Below are 20,120 nucleotides of genomic sequence, written 5' to 3' on the forward strand. Positions count from 1 at the left end.
TGGATTTCCCTGTAGACTGGGTAGCATGTTTGAGCATCTACCCAAAGCCCCTCTTCAGCCACTGCACCTGCCGTGGCTGGCAAGCGCCGGCGTTCAGGCTGCGGTCCTGCGCCTGGATCTGACTGACCCGCTGATCAGCGGTAACAAGTGGTTCAAGCTCCGCTACCATCTGCAGCAAGCTGATCAAGCCGGTGCCCCTGGCCTGATCAGTCTGGGCGGTAATCACTCCAACCACCTGCATGCCTTGGCTGCCGCCGGCAAACGCTTTGGTTTCGCCACCGTTGGTCTGGTGCGTGGCCACCCCCAGGAGACGCCTACGGTACGTGACCTCCAGGCACTGGGCATGACGCTGCATTGGTTGGGCTACGGTGGCTATCGGGCACGCCATCAGGAAGGGTTCTGGCAGCCCTGGCAGGCCCGCTATCCTGGCTGGCACTGTATCCCGGAAGGGGGCAGTGGCGTCGAGGGTGCCCAGGGGTGCTCGCTGATCGTCGAGCAAGCCCGTGCTCAGTTGTCGGCCCTGGGGTGGTCAGGTTATGACGCCTGGTGGCTGGCGGCAGGCACGGGGACCACCCTGGCAGGGCTGGTACTGGCCGAGGCAGGCGCGCGTACCGTCCATGGCGCCCTAGCGGTGCCCATGGACCACGGCGTGCCGGACTATGTCGCCGAATTGGCTGGCAACCAGGGCTACCGGTTGCACGATGCCTGCCGTGGGGGTTTTGCCAGGTTCGATGAGCAGCTGTTGGCTTTCATCGCCCAGAGCGAGCAGCACAGTGGTGTGCCGCTGGAGGCGCTTTATACCGGCAAGGCCTTGCTGGCCCTGCACGATCAAGTCGAGGCCGGGCTGTTTGCGGCCGGGACTCGACTGATCTTCCTGCACACCGGTGGCCTGCAGGGGCGGCGCGGTTACTTGTAGGGCAGCATGCGCTGCAGTGTGTTGTCGCGTTGCACGTAGTGGTGGTAAAGCCCAGCCAACGCGTGTAGGCCGATCAGCCAGTAACCCCAACTCGCCACTCGCTCATGCCAGCCTTTGATGAACTTGGCCTGGTCCGGGTCCGGCCCGATCAGGTGGGGCAGTTCCAGCCCATAGAACGGCACAGGCTTGTCGGCAGCGCTGAGAATCAGCCAGCCGGCAAGCGGCAACCCGATCATCAGCAGGTACAGCGCCAAGTGCATCAGGTGCGCAAGGCCTGTCTGCCAGGCTGGCGGCTTGGGCACGATAGGGGGAGTCGGGTTGATCAAGCGTACGGCCAGGCGCAGCCAGACCAACACAAATACACTCAACCCGAGCATGAAGTGCAGGTCTTTCATCAAGTTTCGTTCGGCGCTGTCCTTGGGAAATATGCCGCGAAATTCCATACAGGCGTAAACAGCGGCCAGCAGCACCAACATCAGCCAATGTAGGGCGATGGACAGGCGTGCGTAACGGGGTGAAGGGGTGGATGAAACCATGATCGGTCCTCGTCATCAGGTTTAAGTGGCGCTCTGGGTAGCACTCTAGATGCTTTTTGCAGCAGATATTTGCGCTAGGCCGGTGAAAATTGTGTTGTCTGGTGAATGCGGCCAATCATCGGGCACCAGAAATAGCCGCTCGGCTTCCTGCCAGGCGCCATCACCGTCCGGCTCCAGCCTGGCCAGCAACTGCGCTGGCGCCTGTGGAGCCAGCGCGGCCAGCCAGGCTTGGAACTGCGTCGAGGACCATCGCACATCAGCCTGCACCCGTGCTGGCGCAAGCCAGGCGTGGCGTTGCAGCGGTTGCCAGACCTCGCCCGGCATCGCTGCCCAATCCCGCCGGCGCATCCAGCGCCCGCGTAAATGAGCGGGGTGGGCACCAGCCGGTGGCTCGGCATGCCCGGGGCTTGGGTAAAACAGGTAGCCGCCCAGCCACAGATGCGCCTGCACTTGGGTGACCCCGATGGCTGCCAATGCTTGGCGGCTGTGGGCATCGCGTGACATGGGCAACTGATGTGTGGCCAAGTGCGCCAGCTTGCTCCCCAGGCGATCATGACAGCCTGGCCCCAGCCAATTCGTAGCATCACCTGCGTCGCCCACGGTCGGCCCGAGATAGAGCTTGATCGCCAACTCCAGATGATGGGTGCCTTGGCCATCACGCAGCAGGATGTCCAGCTCGCCCAGGGTGCGGCCCCCAGCCCGAATGGCAAGGTTGGATGCCAGCAGCTGCACGCCGGGCGCGCGGGTCAGGGCAAATTGCCAAAGCCCTTCGTAATACAGCCCAAGGCGCTTGCTGGTAATGGTTGCCAACCAGTTGCGCAATGGCAGGTCATCGGCATCCAAGGCGCGTAACCAGTCGCACAGGCATTGTGGGTCGCCCGCCCAGGCACTGCCCGCCAGCGGGTGGCGCTGGGGGCAGGGCGGTGCGCTCAGCAGTGGCGGCGACAGCAGCGTCCAGGCCAAGTCACGCACGGCAGGGCGGTGCAGGCAGCGGGGCAGTTCGTTGAGTTCGGCAAATGGCATCATGCTGCGAGCATAGCCGGTTTGCCGCTGCCCGGTCGTTTCGCCCATAATCGCCACATAGTCACCCCGCCGCAGAGCCTCCCAGGAGCCCCATGGAGCAATTTCGCAATATCGGTATCATTGGCCGCCTTGGCAGCTCGCAGGTGCTCGACACCATTCGCCGACTGAAAAAATTCCTTATCGAGCGCCACCTGCATGTGATTCTCGAGGACACCATCGCCGAAGTGTTGCCCGGCCATGGCCTGCAAACCTCGACGCGCAAGCTACTCGGTGAGGTCTGTGACCTGGTGATCGTGGTCGGTGGCGACGGCAGCCTGCTTGGCGCTGCCCGCGCGCTGGCCCGGCACAATGTACCGGTACTGGGTATCAACCGCGGCAATCTGGGCTTTCTGACCGACATCCGCCCCGATGAGCTTGAGCAGAAAGTCGCCGAAGTGCTCGACGGCCACTACCTGGTAGAAAACCGCTTCCTGCTTCAGGCCGAGGTACGTCGCCATCATGAGGCTATCGGCCAGGGCGATGCGCTCAACGATGTGGTACTGCACCCTGGCAAGTCGACGCGGATGATCGAATTCGAAATCTACATCGATGGCCAGTTCGTCTGCAGCCAGAAGGCCGACGGCCTGATTGTCGCTACTCCCACCGGCTCGACTGCCTACGCCCTGTCGGCCGGTGGCCCGATCATGCACCCCAAGCTCGACGCCATCGTGATCGTGCCCATGTACCCGCACACCTTGTCGGGCCGGCCGATCGTGGTCGACGGCAACAGCGAGCTGAAGATCGTCGTAGCCAAGGACCTGCAGATCTACCCGCAAGTGTCCTGCGACGGCCAGAACCACTTCACCTGCGCTCCCGGCGACACCATCACGGTCAGCAAGAAACCTCAGAAACTGCGCCTGATTCATCCGCTGGACCACAATTACTATGAGGTGTGCCGTACCAAGCTCGGCTGGGGCAGCCGCCTGGGGGGCAGGGACGACTGATGCTCGATCCGGCGCGCAGTTTCGACATCATCGGTGACGTGCATGGTTGTGCACAGACCCTCGAACGCTTGCTCGATGCCCTTGGCTACAAGCGCGTCGGCGGTGTATGGCGCCATCCATGGCGCCAAGCGTTGTTTCTGGGTGACATCGTTGACCGCGGCCCACGTATCCGCGAGGCCCTGCATATCGTTCATGACATGGTCGAGGCTGGGCAGGCCTTCTGCATCATGGGCAACCACGAGTACAACGCCCTGGGCTGGGTAACACCGGCCTTGCCTGGTAGCGGCAAGTCGTTCGTGCGCGAGCATACCCCCCGCCACGCACGGCTGATCGACGAAACCCTGACCCAGTTCGCCCACCACCCTGGCGACTGGCACGACTTTCTTCAGTGGTTCTATCAAATGCCATTGTTCGTCGACGCCGGGCGTTTCCGGCTGGTGCACGCCTGTTGGGATGCGCGGCTGATCGAGCCACTGCGCCAGCAGTACCCCGGCGGGGTTATCGATGAGCACTTCATTCAGTCATCGGCGGTGGCCGGCAGTTTTGCTGCCACGGTGTGCAACCGCTTGCTGCGCGGTACCGACATGCGCCTGCCTGATGGCCTGACGTTGACCGGTGGCGACGGCCTGACCCGAGCCTTCTTCCGCACCAAGTTCTGGGAAGAAGACCCACAAACTTATGGCGACATCGTCTTCCAGCCCGATGCGTTGCCCGAAAATGTTGCCCGCACCCCTCTGAGCCACACCGAAAAGAACGCACTGTTGCGCTATGCCGAGGACGAACCGATGCTATTCGTCGGGCATTACTGGCGCAGCGGTCGCCCTGGGCCGATCCGCGCCAACCTGGCCTGCCTGGACTACAGTGCGGTGCTGTACGGCAAGCTTGTGGCCTATCGGCTGGATGATGAAACCCGCATCGACCCGCACAAGTTCGTCTGGGTCGACGTCGAACGCCCGCAGGCCAACCCATGAATATCATCGAAGTGATGCGCTTGCCGCTGGCAGTTGACCTCAGCGGCTTCGTTAACCTGCTGCAGCGCCTGCAGGTGCCGCACCGGGTCAGCGAGGAGGGCGAGGACCAGGTGCTCTGGGCCCCCGACAGCATGGCTACGCAGGTGCGCGAGCTGTATCAGCGCTACCCCGATGGCAATGCCGATGTGGTGCAAGACGCCTCGGCGCAGGTTACCACCCAGCCGTCGCTGGCCGAGCAGGCCAAGGCCTGCAAGGTGACTGCCACTGTGCTGGTGATGTGCCTTGTGGTCGCCGGCCTCACGGGCCTGGGCGACAACCTCAATGCCATCAGCTGGTTCACCTTCCTCGACTTTCGCGTGCAGGGTGACTACCTGCATTTCACGCCGCTGGCCCAAAGCTTGGCCGACGGCCAGTGGTGGCGCCTGGTGTCGCCCATGTTGCTGCATTTCGGTGTGCTGCACCTGGCGATGAACGGCCTGTGGTACTGGGAGCTGGGTAAACGCATCGAATTGCACCAGGGCCCCTGGAAGCTGTTGGGCCTCACCTTGCTGTTCAGCCTGGTGTCGAACCTTGCCCAGCACTACACCAGCGGCCCGAGCTTGTTTGGTGGCCTGTCCGGGGTACTGTATGGCTTGCTTGGCCATGTCTGGTTGTACCAGTGGCTGGCGCCCAACCCTTACTTCAGGCTGCCCAAAGGCGTATTGGTGATGATGCTGATCTGGCTGGTGATCTGCCTGAGCGGTGTGGTCGGCCAGCTGGGTTTTGGCCAGATCGCCAACGCCGCCCATGTGGGCGGGTTGCTCATCGGATGCCTGACCGGCCTCTTGGGTGGGGCGCTGGCCCGGCGTAAACTGTCGGCTTGAATCAGGAGACTGTATGTCCACTTTCGCGCAAATGATTGAAAACATCACCCCGGAGATCTACCAGAGCCTGAAGCTGGCGGTGGAAATCGGCAAATGGTCGGACGGCCGCAAGCTCACCGCCGAGCAGAAAGAGCTGTCGCTGCAGGCGGTGATCGCCTGGGAAATGAAAAACCTGCCCGAAGAGCAGCGCACTGGTTACATGGGCCCGCAGGAGTGCGCCTCGAAGTCCGCGCCCATCGCCAACATTCTGTTCAAGTCGGACTCGGTACATTGATCGAAATCGCTCGTGGCTCTTTGAGCAAGATGTCCGTCAGCCTGCAGGCGCCTGTGGTGCAGTACAGCTTTCGGCTCGATGACACCCTGGTGCCGGTCAATCCCCTGATAGGCCAGCGTCTGCGTCTGCAATACCTTGGCGCCATCCACTGCAGCCATTGCGGTAAACGCACCAAGACCAGCTTCAGCCAGGGTTACTGCTACCCCTGCATGACCAAGCTGGCCCAGTGCGATGTATGCATCATGGCGCCGGAGAAGTGCCACTACGATTCGGGCACCTGCCGTGAGCCGTCATGGGGCGAGCAGTTCTGCATGACCGACCATGTGGTTTACTTGGCCAACTCGTCGGGTATCAAGGTCGGCATTACCCGCGCCACTCAGTTGCCCACCCGATGGCTCGATCAAGGCGCCAGCCAGGCGCTGCCGATCATGCGCGTCGCTACCCGCCAGCAATCGGGCCTGGTCGAAGACATTCTGCGCAGCCAGGTGCCAGACCGCACCAACTGGCGCACGCTGCTCAAGGGCGATGCCGAAGTGCTCGACCTGCCCGCGATTCGCGAGCAGATTTTCCACGCCTGCGCCGATGGCTTGCGCGAGCTGCAAGGGCGCTTTGGCTTGCAGGCGATCCAGCCGCTGGCCGATGCCGAAGTGGTGCACATGCGCTACCCGGTTCAGGCCTACCCGACAAAGGTCGTCAGCTTCAACCTCGACAAGGACCCGGTCGCCGAAGGCACGCTGCTCGGCATCAAGGGTCAGTACCTGATCTTCGATACCGGCGTGATCAATATTCGCAAGTACACGGCCTACCAGTTGGCCGTGCTCCAGTAAAAAGGACCTGCACATGCGTACCGAACAACCGCAAGTGATCTACCTCAAGGATTACCAGGCGCCCGAGTACCTGATCGACGAGACGCACCTGACCTTCGAGCTGTTCGAGGACCACACCCTGGTCCACGCGCAATTGGTCATGCGCCGCAATCCGGCGCTTGGGGCTGGCCTGCCGCCATTGGTACTGGACGGCCAGCAACTGGAGCTGTTGCGCGCCTCGCTGGACGATCATGAACTCGACGCGGGCGAGTTCCAGCTCGACGCGGACAGCCTGACCGTGCAGCCCAAGGCCGAGCGTTTCACCCTCGACACCAGCGTGAAAATTCACCCCGAGAGCAATACCGCGCTGGAAGGCCTGTACAAGTCCGGCAAGATGTTCTGCACCCAATGCGAGGCCGAGGGTTTTCGCAAGATCACGTATTACCTCGATCGTCCGGACGTGATGAGTACCTTCACCACCACCGTGATCGCCGAACAGCATCGCTACCCGGTGCTGCTCAGCAACGGCAACCCGATTGGCAGTGGACCGGCCGAAGATGGCCGTCACTGGGCCACCTGGGAAGACCCGTTCATGAAGCCGGCCTACCTTTTCGCGTTGGTGGCTGGCGACCTTTGGTGCGTCGAAGACAGTTTCACGCGCCAGTCTGGCCGTGATGTCACCCTGCGCATTTATGTCGAGCCCGAGAACATCGACAAGTGTGACCACGCCATGGTCAGCCTGAAGAAGTCCATGCGCTGGGACGAAGAGGTCTACGGCCGCGAGTACGATCTGGATATCTTCATGATCGTGGCGGTCAACGATTTCAACATGGGCGCCATGGAAAACAAGGGTCTGAACATCTTCAACTCCAGCTGCGTGCTGGCCCGTGCCGAAACGGCTACGGACGCTGCCCACCAGCGAGTCGAGGGGGTTGTCGCTCACGAGTACTTCCACAACTGGTCGGGCAACCGTGTGACCTGCCGCGACTGGTTCCAACTGTCGCTCAAAGAAGGCTTCACGGTGTTCCGCGATGCCGAGTTCAGTGCCGACATGAACTCGCGTACCGTCAAGCGCATCGAGGACGTGGCTTACCTGCGCACGCACCAGTTCGCCGAAGACGCCGGCCCCATGGCCCACCCCGTACGCCCGGAAAGCTTCATCGAAATTTCCAACTTCTACACCCTGACGGTGTATGAAAAGGGCGCAGAAGTGGTGCGCATGGTCCGCACTCTGCTGGGCGCCGAGGGGTTCCGCAAAGGCAGCGACCTGTACTTCGAACGCCACGACGGCCAGGCGGTGACCACCGACGATTTCATCAAGGCCATGGAAGACGCCAATGGCGTCGATCTGGCTCAGTTCAAGCGCTGGTACAGCCAGGCCGGTACTCCGCGCCTGGAAGTCAGCGAGGCCTATGACGCTGGCGCCCAGACTTACAGCCTGACCTTCCGTCAGAGCTGCCCGCCGACGCCTGACAAGGCCGAGAAACTTCCGTTCGTGATACCGGTGGAATTGGGCTTGCTCGATACCCAAGGCAACGATCTGGCGCTGCAACTGGTCGGGGAAACAACGGCCGTTGGTCATTCGCGGGTGCTGTCGGTGACCGAAGCCGAGCAGACGTTCACCTTCCAGGGTATCGCGAGCAAGCCACTGCCTTCGCTGCTGCGTGGTTTCAGCGCACCGGTCAAGCTGAGCTTCCCCTATGACCGCGACCAGCTGATGTTCCTGATGCAGCACGACAGCGACGGCTTCAACCGCTGGGAGGCGGGCCAGCAGTTGTCGGTGCAGGTGCTGCAGGAGTTGATCGGCCAGCATCAGCGCGGCGAAGCACTGGCGCTCGACCAGCGCCTGATCACGGCCTTGGGCACGGTACTGGGCAACGAATCGCTGGACCCGGCCATGGTTGCAGAAATGCTCTCGCTGCCTGGCGAAGCGTATCTGACCGAGATCAGCCAAGTGGCCGACGTCGATGCCATCCACGCCGCCCGCGAATTCGCTCGCCAGCAGATCGCCGAGCAGTTGTTCGATGCGCTATGGGCGCGCTACCAGGCCAACCGCGAAGTGTCACGCAGCACCGCTTACGTGGCCGCCGCCGAGCACTTTGCCCGCCGCAGCCTGCAGAACATCGCCCTGTCTTATCTGATGCTGACCGGCAAACCTCAGGTGCTCAAGGCGACCCTGGAGCAGTTCGAACAGTGCGATAACATGACCGAACGCTTGACGGCGCTGGCGGTGCTGGTCAACTCGCCGTTCGAAGCTGAGCGCGCCGAGGCCCTGGCAAGCTTCGCCGAGCACTTCAAGGACAACCCATTGGTCATGGACCAGTGGTTCAGCGTGCAGGCAGCCAGCACGCTGCCAGGCGGGTTGGCGCGGGTCAAAGCGTTGATGCAGCACCCGGCATTCACTCTGAAAAACCCGAACAAGGTGCGGGCGCTGATCGGTGCCTTTGCCGGGCAGAACCTGGTCAACTTCCACGCCGCCGATGGTTCCGGATATCGCTTCTTGGCGGACCTGGTGATCGAGCTCAATGCGCTGAACCCGCAGATTGCCTCGCGTCAACTGGCACCGCTGACCCGCTGGCGTAAGTATGACGCTGCCCGGCAGGTGCTGATGAAGGGTGAGTTGGAGCGGATTCTCGCCTCCGGGGAGCTGTCGAGTGATGTCTATGAGGTGGTGAGCAAGAGCCTGGCTTGAGTTTTTGTAACCGCAACTGACCGCTTCGCGGGTAAACCCACTCCAACAGAGACCGCCCAGGCTTTGAGGCCTGTGCCAGACCTGCTGGGGCGAGTTTATCCGCGAAGCTGTTTAGCGGTTAACAAAACATAACGTCCCGCACGTTGTAATCCTTCAAACTTCCCCGATACGATCCCCACAAGCCTCTAATGCAGGCCTTTCACAGCACGGACCCATCAAAAACAAAACAACAGGGGATGGTCATGAAGCAGCGGGTGATGACGCAGGCCAGGCGTGGTGCCTGGCCGTCGGCGGCCGGCGCAATGCTGGCGCTGGTACTGGGAATATGGGCCGACAGCGCGCAGGCCGCTGCTGCCGATGAATACTCCACCGAATCCGCCAAGGCCAGCCAGAGCCTGCTGATTGGCGCGACCCATGCCGGCAAGCGCCTTGTGGTGGTCGGTGATCGTGGCCACATTCTGTTTTCCGATGACCAAGGCATCACCTGGACCCAGGCCCGGGTGCCCACCCGGCAATTACTAACCGCCGTGTTCTTCCTCGACGACAAGCGCGGCTGGGCGGTGGGTCACGATGCGCTGATTCTTGCCAGCAGCGACGGCGGCGCCACTTGGACCAAGCAATTCGAAGACCTGGCCCGCGAAGCGCCTCTGCTCGATGTCACCTTCCTCGATGCACAGCATGGTTTTGCCGTGGGCGCCTATGGCGCGCTGCTGGAAACCCGCGACGGCGGCCAGCACTGGCAGGACATCGCCGAGCGCCTGGACAACCCCGACCAATTGCACCTCAATGGCATCGCCCGCGTGCGCGATGCTGGCCTGTTCATCGTCGGTGAGCAGGGCGGTATGTATCGCTCCAGCGACGAAGGGCAGAGCTGGACCAAGGTGCAGGGCCCTTATGAAGGCTCGCTGTTCGGCGTGATAGGCACCGCCAAGGCGCAGACGCTGCTGGCTTATGGGCTACGCGGCAATCTTTTCCGCTCAAGCGACTTCGGTGACAGTTGGCAGCCGATCGCCCTCAAGGTCGCCCGTGGCGAGCTCGAATTCGGCCTGGCAGGCGCTACGCTTGTCGAGGATGGCAGCCTGGTGCTGGTCGGCAACGGCGGCAGCGTGCTGCGCAGCATCGATGACGGGCAGACGTTCAGTGTCTACAACCGCAGCGACCGCATCGCGCTGGCCGGTGTCACTGGCCTGGCCGACGGCGGCCTGTTGCTGGTGGGGCAGGGTGGCGTACATCTGGCCAGTGCCGACGGCGCGCAGCGTGCGGCTAAGCAGGTGCGCCCATGACCAGCAGGGAGAGCATCACCATGCACCCGCATCATCAGGACAAGGCGACACTGCTAGAACGCCTGATCTTCAACAACCGCCCGGTGGTCATCGCCCTGTGCCTACTGGTGAGCATTTTCCTGTTCTGGCAAGCCACGCAGATCCGCCCCTCGACCAGTTTCGAGAAAATGATCCCGCTGCAGCATCCATTCATCGAACAGATGATGGCCCACCGCAGCGACCTGGCCAACTTGGGCAACACCGTGCGTATCTCGGTCGAGGCGGTCAACGGCGACATCTTCGACAAGGACTACATGGAAACCCTTCGCCAGATCCATGACGAGGTGTTCTACATTCCAGGCGTCGATCGCGCCGGGCTCAAGTCGCTTTGGAGCCCGAGCGTGCGCTGGAGCGAGGTGACAGAAGAAGGGTTTTCAGGCGGTGAGGTGATCCCCAATACCTATGATGGGTCCCAGCAGAGCCTGGATACCCTGCGCGACAACGTGCTCAAATCTGGCCAGGTTGGGCGCCTGGTGGGTAACAACTTCAAGTCCAGCATCGTCGACGTGCCGCTGCTCGAAAGCTTCCCTGACCCCAATGACCCCGGCAAGCAGGTCAAACTCGACTACCAGCAGTTCTCGCACCAACTTGAAGAAAAGATCCGCGACAAGTTCCAAGCGCAGAACCCCAACGTCAAGATCCACATCATTGGCTTTGCCAAGAAGGTCGGTGACCTGATCGACGGCCTGGTGATGGTGGCGATGTTCTTCGGCATCGCGCTGGTGATTACCTGGGTGCTGCTCTACTGGTTTACCTGGTGCATCCGCAGCACCATCGCCGTCCTCATCACCACCCTGGTGGCAGTGGTCTGGCAACTGGGCCTGATGCATGCGGTCGGCTTCGGCCTGGACCCTTACTCGATGCTGGTGCCGTTCCTGATCTTCGCGATCGGTATTTCCCACGGTGTGCAGAAGATCAATGGCATCGCTTTGCAGTCCAGTGATGCGGACAATGCCTTGACCGCCGCCCGGCGCACCTTCCGCCAGTTGTTCCTGCCTGGGATGATTGCCATTCTTGCCGACGCCGTCGGGTTCATCACCCTGCTGATCATCGACATCGGGGTGATCCGCGAGTTGGCCATCGGCGCGTCCATCGGGGTGGCGGTGATCGTGTTCACCAACCTGATCTTGCTCCCGGTAGCGATTTCCTATGTTGGCATCAGCAAGAAGGCCATCGAGCGCAGCAAGAAGGACGCTACCCGCGAGCACCCGTTCTGGCGCCTGTTGGCGAACTTCGCCAGCGCCAAGGTGGCTCCAGTGTCGATCGTTCTGGCCTTGATCGCGTTCGCAGGTGGCCTGTGGTACAGCCAGAACCTGAAGATCGGCGACCTCGACCAGGGCGCGCCGGAACTGCGCCCGGACTCGCGCTACAACCAGGACAACAACTTCATCATCAGCAACTATTCAACCAGCTCCGATGTGCTGGTGATCATGGTCAAGACCCCGGCTGAAAGCTGCTCGGTCTACTCGACCATGGCGCCGATCGACGAGTTGATGTGGACCATGCAGAACACCCCAGGCGTGCAGTCGGCGATCTCCTTGGTAACCGTTTCCAAACAGGTGATCAAGGGCATGAACGAGGGCAGCCTGAAATGGGAAACCCTGTCGCGCAACCCGGACATCCTCAACAACTCCATCGCCCGCGCTGACGGCCTGTACAACGCCGACTGTTCGTTGGCACCGGTGCTGGTGTTCCTCAACGACCACAAAGCCGAAACCCTGGAGCGGGTGACAGCCGTGGCCAAGGCGTTCGCCGACAGCCATGACAAAGAGGGCCTGCAGTTCCTCCTGGCGGCAGGTAATGCCGGTATCGAGGCGGCCACCAACGAGGTCATCAAGTCGGCCGAGCTGACCATCTTGATCCTGGTTTATCTGTGCGTGGCGGCGATGTGCATGATCACCTTCCGCTCGTTTGCTGCAACACTCTGCATCGTGCTACCGCTGGTACTGACGTCGGTGCTGGGGAACGCCTTGATGGCATTCATGGGCATTGGCGTGAAGGTCGCTACCTTGCCGGTGGTGGCCCTGGGCGTGGGCATCGGCGTGGACTACGGCATCTACATCTACAGCCGGCTGGAAAGCTTCCTGCGTGCGGGGCTGCCGTTGCAGGAAGCCTACTATCAGACCCTGCGCTCGACGGGTAAGGCCGTGTTGTTCACCGGCCTGTGCCTGGCGATCGGCGTGTGCACCTGGATCTTCTCGGCCATCAAGTTCCAGGCCGACATGGGCCTGATGCTGACCTTCATGCTGCTGTGGAACATGTTCGGTGCGCTATGGCTGCTGCCAGCACTGGCGCGCTTCCTGATCAAGCCTGAGAAAATGGCAGGTAAGCAGGGCGGTTCGATCTTCGCCCATTGATGTATCACCGGGGGGCCGCAATGCGGCCCTCAGGTTATACTGCTGGCTCATTTCTCTACGGTATTCCCATGTCCCCCCTCGCTACCGCCCTCACTTGCTGCGACATGCTCCTGATCGATGGCCTGCATGCCTTCGAGTTCACCTGCGACGAAGCCGGCCTTTCCATCGAATGCATGGACGGCCGCCAGCACCGCCGCTGGTCGTTCACCCCGGAGCAGGTCGCAGCCGCTGTAGGCGAAGGTGATCAATGGCAACTCAGCGATGCCCAGGGCGAGCATCGTCTAGTCTGTATGAGTGCCTTTCGCGCCCCGGATGAAGACGATGATGAACCGGACCTGGACCAGCCTGCTGACCGCTAGCCTGATGAGCCTGACAATCACCGCCAATGCTGCCACCTTGCTCGTGGGCAGCTACACAGACGGCCAGAGCCAAGGCATCTATCGCTATGCCTTCGATCCCAAGACCGGCCAGATTGCCTCGCCGCCGCTACAGGTCGTTGACAGCGTAAGCCCGTCCTGGCTGGTGCTCTCAGCGGACCATCGCCAGCTGTTTGCCGTCAACGAAACGCCCGATGGCAAGGTTTCCAGCTTCAGTATCGCTGCCGACGGGCAGATCAAGTTGCTGAACCAGGTGAGCAGCCGGGGCGATGAGCCAACCCACGCCAGCCTCAGCCGCGACCAGCGCTATCTGTTCGTCGCCAACTACGCCGTCGCCCCCGACCCCGGTGGCAGCTTGGTGGTTATCCCGGTGGCCAAGGACGGCAAGCTCCAGGACGGTATACAGCAATTGCGCCATGTACCCAGCGGCGTCAACCCTGAGCGCCAAGCAGGCGGGCACGTTCACTCGCTGGTACTGTCGCCGGACGGCCAACATGTGTATGCCTGCGACCTTGGGGCCGACAAGGTGTTCATTTACCGCTATGACGGCGCCAGCCCCGACCAGCCGCTGAGTGCGGCGGTTCCGGCGTCGGTGGACTTGCCGCCTGGCAGTGGGCCGCGGCACCTGCTGTTCGATGCCAAGGGCCGGCATGCCTACCTGACGCTGGAGATGAGCGGCGAGGTGGTAATGTTCGACGTCAAGGACGCCGTGCTGCAGGCGCGTCAGCGCCTGCCGCTTACCGATCAGCAGGATGCCGCCGCCAAGGCTTCCGGCGGGCTGCACTTGTCGGCCGATGGGCGTTTTCTCTACGTGAGCAACCGCGGCACAGCGAATGAGATCGTGGTGTTCAGCGTAAACAAAGACGGTCAGCTGACGTTGCTGCAGCGCCATTCGGTGCAAGGCGACCACCCGCGGGAGTTTGCACTGGACCCCAGCGGCAACTACCTGCTGGTGGCCAACCAGAAAAGTAACCAGATCGTGGTCATGCGCCGCGACCTGCGCAGCGGCAAGCTCGGCGAGACGGTGCAGACCTTCGCGCAGGATGCGCCATCGGATCTCAAGTTCGTCGAGTAACCATCGATAGCGGTGATAAGCCTTAGCAGTGCAATGAATTTCTGCAGCGGATCTGGGCGGCGTACGTTTGACCCAAGGCCCAAGTGGCTCAACGTCAAACTCTACAAGTCGAGGTCCGCCACCATGAACTTCAATCTGTTCCCCGTTATCGCCGCATCGGCCATTTCTGCTTCTGTGGTGTTGCCAGCCCATGCCCATGCTGACGGCATCAAGGCAACGGCAACCCACAGTTACACCCAGCAGTACCTGCGCCAAAGCGCCACCTTCCATGCGGCGTTGAGTGGCAAGCACAGCCACTGATCTGGCCTGCGGGTAAACCCGCATCAGCAGGAACCAAGCTGCAGCAAAGCAGGTTCTAGCGAGCCATCACTGACGTGAACAGCTGCGAAGCCAACCACCCCGCCAGCCAGCTGCGCACACGCGGATAAGCCGCCTCGGCGAACCACTGCGGTTCGACCCCGGCAAACTGGCGCACCAGCGGTAGCAGGGCGGCGTCGGCCAGGCTTGGATGATCGGCCAGCAAATACGGCCGGCCCTCGAGCAACTGTTCAAGCTCCGCCAGCCAATACTCCCCCTGCTGGCGGTAGTGCTCGCGGGTATGCTCAGGGTAACGCTCGGCATATTTGTACAGGTTCACCTGCGCCTTGAACGTGCTGTCGTTACGGGCTATCAGGGCTTGGGCATGCTGTGCAGCAGCGGGGTCGGCCAACAGGCGCCAGTCCTGTGGATCGTGCTGCTCGAGCGCCCAGCGCATGATGTCCAGGCTCTCATCCAGTACACCTGCCCCAGTATCGAGCACCGGCACCGTGCCCTTGGGCGACAGGGCCAGCAGTGCTGCAGGCTTGTTTTTCATCGCCACCTCGACTACCTGCACCGTGCAGCCTGCGTAGCGTAGCGCCAGGCGTGCACGCATCGCCCAGGGGCAGCGGCGGAATGAATAGAGGATCATCCGCACACCTGCACGTCGCTCAACCCATTGCCCTGGCGGCGCACCTGGATCTGCACTGGGATCCGTTCGTGCATTTCCTGTACGTGGGAGATGACCGCGACCTTGCGCCCCTGTGCCTGCAAACCGTCAAGGGCATCCATGGCCAGTTGCAGCGACTCGGGGTCCAGGCTACCAAACCCTTCATCGATGAACAGCGATTCAATGCGCAAGGTGCTCGAGGCCATCGAGGCCAGGCCCAGGGCCAATGCCAGCGAAACCAGGAATGTCTCACCGCCAGACAGTGAGTGCACCGAGCGCAGTTCATCGCCCATTTCGGTATCCAGCACCAGCAGACCCAGGGCGCTGCCACCACGCTTGAGCCGATAACGACGCGCCAATTGGCGCAATTGGGCATTGGCGTGGTGCAACAGCAAGTCGAGGTTGTAGCCTTGGGCGATTTTGCGGAACACATCGCCTGAGGCCGAGCCGATCAGCGCGTTGAGCCGGGCCCAACGCTGCCACTGGGTGTAAGCCTGCTCGATGTCTGCCGCCAGCGCCTGGCTCGCCTGCTGGCGGCGTTGGTCATCGGCTTGCTGCGCGCGCAGTTCGGCGCAGAGCTGTTCATGCTCGGCCAGGCGTTGGCGTATCGAGCCCAGGGCGAGCTCAAGCTCTTCGACGGTCGCCTGCACACTCATCTGCGCCGCGTGCTGCTCTAGCCGTTGCGCCCGCTCCTTGAGCAATACGTGGCTCTGTTCGAGAGTTTTCTCGGCCAGTTGCAGGCGCTGGCGTAGCTCGCTCAACTGGCCTTCGTCGATGGCTAGCAGGCGATCGAGCCCAGCGTCGTCGAGCTCTGGGTGCGCTGCGCGCCACTGGGCGATATCGCCTTGCAGCTGCTGGCATTCATCGTTCAGCGCCTGCTGTTGCTGGGCGGTGGCCTTGAGCTCACTTGCCAGTTGCACGCCCTGTGTGCGCAGGTCCTGAAGGCGCTGGGTGGTTTCTGCATCGGCGGCGCGGGCTTGTTCGAGCTGGCTGTCCAGATGCTGTTGCCAGGCTTCGGCGCTGGCGTGTTCGGCCAGCAACTCGGTCAAGGCGGCCTGGGCCTGCTGGTGTTGCGTGTCGAGTTCGGCGAGCTGCTGCTGCGCCTGCGCCAGCCCCTGAATGCGCAGCTGTTGCTGGTCGCGCAGTTTGTCCAACTGTTGCTGGCGCGCCTGCAGCTCGTCTTGTTCGTCCTTGCGCTGCTCCAGTTGCTGCAGGCGTTGGGAGATCTGCTGGTCGAGGGCCATGAAAGCGTTGGCTGGGTCATCGCCCAAGGCCTTGAGCACATCGCCCGGCAGCACACCTGCCAGGTCATCGAGCCCTTGTTGCAGCAGCCGTTCATCGCTGGCCATTGCCTGGTGCTGTTGGTCCAGATGACGCTGGGCCTGCTGTTGGGCCTGCTCGGCGACCTGCAATTGTTGGTTCAGGCGGGCGGCATCTTTTTGCAGGGCGAGCAGGGTGCTTTGACGTTTCTCGTCCTTGCCGATTTCCTCCTCCAGGCGTTGTAACTGGCTGTCGAGCCAGGCGCTGCGGGCCTTGTCGGCTTGCGGCGCGAGCGCGGGCCAGAGGCTATGGGCTTGCAATTGTGCCAGCAGTGGCTGCAACTGCTCGCTCATGGTCTGCTGCTGTTGCTGATGGTCCTTGAGCTGGGCGTTCACTACACCGAGTTGAGTGCGCAGCTCAACCAGTTTGCCGTTGAGGGTTTCGACCTGCTTTTGCGCAGCGTCCTCTTCAGCCTGATCATGGCGACCGAGGCTTTGCAGCAGTGCGTCGGGCTGGTGAAACGGATGATCGGCACTGCCGCACACTGGGCAGGGCTCGCCATCGCGCAGTTGGCCGCGCAGTTCTTCGACGCTGGTGTTACGTGCCAGGCGCTGGCGTTGCAGCAACTGACGGGTAAGATTGAGCGCCTGTTCGGCCGCTTCGAGCTCAGCCTTGGCCGCGGTCCCTTCGCCGATGAGCTGCTGGCGCTGTTGCATGGCTTGCAGCTGACGTTCACGCACGGCATCCAGCTGTTGGCGCAGTTCCTGTTCACGGCCATGTAGGCGTGATAGCTCCTCGACGGCGCGTTGTTGCTTGCGGTTGTCCTGCAGCATGTTGCCGAGCAGGTCGATCTGTTCAGCCAGCGCTTGGGGTTCAGCCTTGGCTTCGCGGAACAACAGCTCGAGCTGCTCACGTTCAGCTTGCAGGTGTGCGTTGGCCTGACTGGCTTGAGCCTGCAGGGTCGGTAGCTCCTCGCGGCCCTTGGCCAGGCGGCCGCCAATCAACATCACTTGCTTGAGTTGTGGCAGGTAGGCCTGCCAGGCATTGGCCAGACCAGCCAGATGCTGGCTGTCGACCAGGGCGGCGTCGATCATCGCCAACTGTTGTTCGCAACGCTGCTGCTGTTGCTCGGTTTGCAGCAGGTGCTGCTGCCCGTCGGCCACCTGCTGTTCGGCAAGCTGACAGGCAGTTTGCTGCTCGAGCTGCTGCTGGCCGAGGCGGGCCAAGGTGTCTTCGCCTGCGAACGCCTGGCGTAGGCGCGGCGCACTTTCGCTGTGCAGGGCCTGGCTGTGGGCCAAGGCTTCGCGGGCGGCGATTTGCGCCTGCTCCAACGCCGCGGTGTGTGTCTGCAGCTCCAATTGCTGGCGTTGTTGTTCGGCGAGCTGCTCGGCCAGCGGGGCCAGTTGCAGGCGCAGGATCTGCTGGCGGTGGAATTGATGCCGCTGCGGCGCCAGGCGCTCGAGGCGCTGCAAGTCCATGCGCTGGTCGACCAGTTGCTGCCAGCTTTGCTCGGCAGCTTGCAGGCTGGCCTGGGCTTGGGCGTGCTGAGTGTTCAGCTGACGTTGTTCAGCGAGCCAGTTGCGCTGCTGCTCCAGCTGACGCTCGCCGGCCTGGTCGGCCTTTAACTGCTGCAACGCCTGCTCCAGGCGCTGGTCGAGCTCAGCGCGCACTTGAGCGGCCATCGGCAGCAGATGGCTGGCGCGCTCTTTGAGGGCATTGTGGGTTTCGGCGGTTTCCCGGGCCTTGCTGAACGCACGCTGGCCCAAACGGGTATAGATGGAGGTGTTGGTGAGCTTTTCCAAAAGCTCGCTGCGCTCTTTGTCATCGGCCTTGAGGAACGCGCCGAACTCGCTCTGGGCCAGCATCACTGCACGGGTGAACTGCTCGAAATTCAGGCCCAGGCGGGCTTCGATCAATTGCTTGTATTCGTTCTTGCCGCTGCCCAGCACCTGTTCGCTGTCGAGGTCATACAGGCTCTGGCGGCTGAGCTGGAGCTTGCCGTTGGCCTTGTCGCGGGCGCGGTTGGCTTCCCAGCGCGCACGGTAGCGATGGCCATCGATGCCGATGAAATCAACTTCGGCAAAGCCGCTACCGGTCCCGCGACGCAGGAGGTTGCGCGGGTCCGATGTAGGGATCTCGCCTTCGCCGTCCGGTACCTTCGCTTCACGGGCGATATCGTTCAGGCGCGGCACGGTGCCGAACAAGGCCAGGCACAAGGCATCGAGCAGGGTGCTCTTGCCGGCGCCGGTCGGCCCGGTGATGGCGAACAGGCCAGCACTGGCCAAGGGCTCGGTGGTGAAATCGATGTCGACTGGGCCGGCCAGGGAGGCCAGGTTCTTCAGGCGGATGGCGAGAATCTTCATGGCTGTTCCTCTTGCAACTGAACGTCTTGCAACAGCAGAGCGAAGTCGGCCAGGGCCTGCTCGTCGGCAAGGTTGCCATAGGCCTGCTCCCAGGCGCGGCTGAACAGGTCCTGTGGGGTCATCTGCGCCAGCTCGACGAACACCTGGTCATCGTCTTCTGCAGGGCCTTTGCCTGCATATTCGGTACTGATGCGGACCAGCCTAACGGCCTTGCCATGCAGGGCGCCCTCAATTTGCTGGCGCAGGTCGGGCTGCGGTTCATCCAGCCTTACCCGCACTTCCAGCCACGGCTGGCGGTTGGGGTCATCGAGCAGGTCGATCACTGGCAACTCGGCCAGTTGTTCCAGCAATTCGCCTAGCGGCGCCGGGCCGACCCGCTGCAGGGCCACGGCGCGGGGTACCGGGCGAGCTTCGACGCTGACCAGTTCGCTGCCTTGGAACTCGACTTCAAGCACTTGGTGCGGGTAGCTGATTTCGGCGAACGACAATGGGATCGGCGAGCCACTGTAACGGATACGGTCTTCGCGGTTGACCTTCTGCGGCTTGTGCAGATGGCCGAGTGCGACGTAGCTGATCGATTTATCGAACAACTTGGCCGGCAGGGCCTCGGCGTTGCCGATGATCAGGCTGCGCTCGGAGTCCTCCGACACGGCACCACCCGCCATGTGCGCATGGCTGATGGCGATCAGGGCTTGGTCTTTCTTGCGTTTCTTCTGCGCCGCCCCGATCAGCTGTTTATGCACCTGGGTAATGCCTTGCAGGTAGTCGTCGCCCAACTGCGGGCCAGTGACTTCAGCCGGGCGCAGAAAGGGCAGGGCCAGGCACCAGGCAGCGACCTTGCCGCGGCTGTTGGTGAGCGGGATCAGCAGGCGGTCGGCATCGAGCTGGCCTTCGTCGAGCCATTGCACCCGGCCCAGCGCGTGGGTGCGTAGGCGGCGCATGAGTGCGGCGGGCAGCTCGATGCGCGAGCCCGAATCGTGGTTGCCGGCGATCATGACGATCTGCAGCTTGGGCTGCTGCTCGTGGGCCTGGACGATGAAGTCATAGAGCCGTTCCTGGGCTTTGACCGGAGGGTTGACCGTGTCGAAGATGTCCCCGGCGATCAGCAGCGCGTCCGGCTGGCGAAGGTGTAGCTGGCCGAGCAGCCAGTCAAGGAAGCAGGCGTGTTCGAAGTCGCGTTCCTGGCCGTGCAGGCTTTGGCCAAGGTGCCAGTCGGAGGTGTGAAACAGACGCATGGATGACCTGTCGATATCGAGTCAGCAAGCCGGGGCTTGGCGTGAATGGTGGGCTTTGCGCAGCCGGGTATGGTAACCCAAGGCGGGTGCACAGGGCAGT

The 20,120-nt window shown here is 62.4% G+C and carries 17 protein-coding genes; 12 read left to right on the forward strand and 5 right to left on the reverse strand.

The window, feature by feature from the left end; translation table 11 throughout:
* Positions 1 to 25: 25 nt before the first annotated feature.
* Positions 26 to 916, forward strand: coding sequence for a pyridoxal-phosphate dependent enzyme (locus J5M56_RS07640; protein WP_207936290.1), 891 nt, complete (start codon positions 26 to 28; stop codon positions 914 to 916).
* Here J5M56_RS07640 and J5M56_RS07645 read toward each other — a convergent pair.
* Together J5M56_RS07645 and J5M56_RS07650 are read right to left on the reverse strand one after the other, a co-directional pair.
* On the reverse strand, positions 907 to 1,452 hold the full coding sequence (locus J5M56_RS07645) for a cytochrome b (protein ID WP_060477754.1): 546 nt from the start codon (positions 1,450 to 1,452) through the stop codon (positions 907 to 909). The two genes, J5M56_RS07640 and J5M56_RS07645, sit on opposite strands and share 10 nt — an antisense overlap.
* Before the next feature lie 45 nt (positions 1,453 to 1,497).
* The gene (locus tag J5M56_RS07650) at positions 1,498 to 2,523 is read right to left on the reverse strand and encodes a DUF1853 family protein (RefSeq protein ID WP_207936291.1); all 1,026 of its coding nucleotides are present in this window, start codon (positions 2,521 to 2,523) and stop codon (positions 1,498 to 1,500) included.
* Positions 2,524 to 2,567: 44 nt separating this feature from the next.
* Between J5M56_RS07650 and J5M56_RS07655 the strand changes: the two genes are divergently transcribed.
* The 11 genes from J5M56_RS07655 (at position 2,568) to J5M56_RS07705 (ending at position 14,495) form a co-directional block, all read left to right on the forward strand.
* Positions 2,568 to 3,458: an NAD(+) kinase gene (locus tag J5M56_RS07655; protein ID WP_060477752.1), complete on the forward strand. Its 891-nt coding sequence runs from the start codon at positions 2,568 to 2,570 to the stop codon at positions 3,456 to 3,458.
* On the forward strand, positions 3,458 to 4,429 hold the full coding sequence (locus J5M56_RS07660; RefSeq protein WP_060477751.1) for a metallophosphoesterase: 972 nt from the start codon (positions 3,458 to 3,460) through the stop codon (positions 4,427 to 4,429). The genes J5M56_RS07655 and J5M56_RS07660 overlap by 1 nt, the downstream gene beginning before the upstream one ends.
* Positions 4,426 to 5,292: a rhomboid family intramembrane serine protease gene (locus tag J5M56_RS07665; RefSeq protein ID WP_186476694.1), complete on the forward strand. Its 867-nt coding sequence runs from the start codon at positions 4,426 to 4,428 to the stop codon at positions 5,290 to 5,292. Before J5M56_RS07660 ends, J5M56_RS07665 begins: the two co-directional genes overlap by 4 nt.
* A 13-nt stretch (positions 5,293 to 5,305) precedes the next feature.
* On the forward strand, positions 5,306 to 5,566 hold the full coding sequence (locus J5M56_RS07670; protein ID WP_054885767.1) for a DUF1315 family protein: 261 nt from the start codon (positions 5,306 to 5,308) through the stop codon (positions 5,564 to 5,566).
* Positions 5,563 to 6,393, forward strand: coding sequence for a DUF2797 domain-containing protein (locus tag J5M56_RS07675; RefSeq protein ID WP_207936292.1), 831 nt, complete (start codon positions 5,563 to 5,565; stop codon positions 6,391 to 6,393). The genes J5M56_RS07670 and J5M56_RS07675 overlap by 4 nt, the downstream gene beginning before the upstream one ends.
* A gap of 13 nt (positions 6,394 to 6,406) precedes the next feature.
* Entirely contained in the window at positions 6,407 to 9,064 is a 2,658-nt protein-coding gene (gene pepN, locus J5M56_RS07680; protein ID WP_207936294.1) for an aminopeptidase N, read from the forward strand.
* Positions 9,065 to 9,306: 242 nt separating this feature from the next.
* A complete protein-coding gene (locus J5M56_RS07685) occupies positions 9,307 to 10,347 on the forward strand; it encodes a YCF48-related protein (RefSeq protein ID WP_207936295.1) in 1,041 nt (346 codons plus the stop codon).
* A 20-nt stretch (positions 10,348 to 10,367) separates the two neighbouring features.
* Positions 10,368 to 12,743 carry an RND family transporter gene (locus J5M56_RS07690; RefSeq protein WP_186476898.1) on the forward strand — a complete coding sequence of 792 codons (2,376 nt, stop codon included), beginning with the start codon at positions 10,368 to 10,370 and terminating at the stop codon, positions 12,741 to 12,743.
* Positions 12,744 to 12,811: 68 nt separating this feature from the next.
* The gene (locus J5M56_RS07695; RefSeq protein ID WP_186476698.1) at positions 12,812 to 13,102 is read left to right on the forward strand and encodes a DUF5629 family protein; all 291 of its coding nucleotides are present in this window, start codon (positions 12,812 to 12,814) and stop codon (positions 13,100 to 13,102) included.
* The gene (locus J5M56_RS07700) at positions 13,068 to 14,195 is read left to right on the forward strand and encodes a lactonase family protein (RefSeq protein ID WP_207936321.1); all 1,128 of its coding nucleotides are present in this window, start codon (positions 13,068 to 13,070) and stop codon (positions 14,193 to 14,195) included. The genes J5M56_RS07695 and J5M56_RS07700 overlap by 35 nt, the downstream gene beginning before the upstream one ends.
* 123 nt (positions 14,196 to 14,318) lie before the next feature.
* Positions 14,319 to 14,495, forward strand: a complete 177-nt coding sequence (locus tag J5M56_RS07705; RefSeq protein ID WP_186476699.1) for a hypothetical protein — start codon at positions 14,319 to 14,321, stop codon at positions 14,493 to 14,495.
* Between the two features lie 55 nt (positions 14,496 to 14,550).
* Here the strand turns inward: J5M56_RS07705 and J5M56_RS07710 are convergent, their stop codons facing one another.
* From J5M56_RS07710 to J5M56_RS07720, 3 genes are read right to left on the reverse strand one after another with little or no spacing between them, the layout of a single operon-like run.
* Positions 14,551 to 15,144, reverse strand: a complete 594-nt coding sequence (locus tag J5M56_RS07710) for a glutathione S-transferase (protein WP_186476700.1) — start codon at positions 15,142 to 15,144, stop codon at positions 14,551 to 14,553.
* Entirely contained in the window at positions 15,141 to 18,785 is a 3,645-nt protein-coding gene (locus J5M56_RS07715; protein WP_207936296.1) for an AAA family ATPase, read from the reverse strand. Before J5M56_RS07715 ends, J5M56_RS07710 begins: the two co-directional genes overlap by 4 nt.
* Complete coding sequence (locus tag J5M56_RS07720) at positions 18,782 to 20,020, reverse strand: exonuclease SbcCD subunit D C-terminal domain-containing protein (RefSeq protein ID WP_207936297.1); 1,239 nt, start codon at positions 20,018 to 20,020, stop codon at positions 18,782 to 18,784. The genes J5M56_RS07715 and J5M56_RS07720 overlap by 4 nt, the downstream gene beginning before the upstream one ends.
* Positions 20,021 to 20,120 lie beyond the last annotated feature (100 nt).

The organism is Pseudomonas sp. 51_B, from assembly GCF_017491595.1.
GTDB lineage: Bacteria > Pseudomonadota > Gammaproteobacteria > Pseudomonadales > Pseudomonadaceae > Aquipseudomonas > Aquipseudomonas promysalinigenes.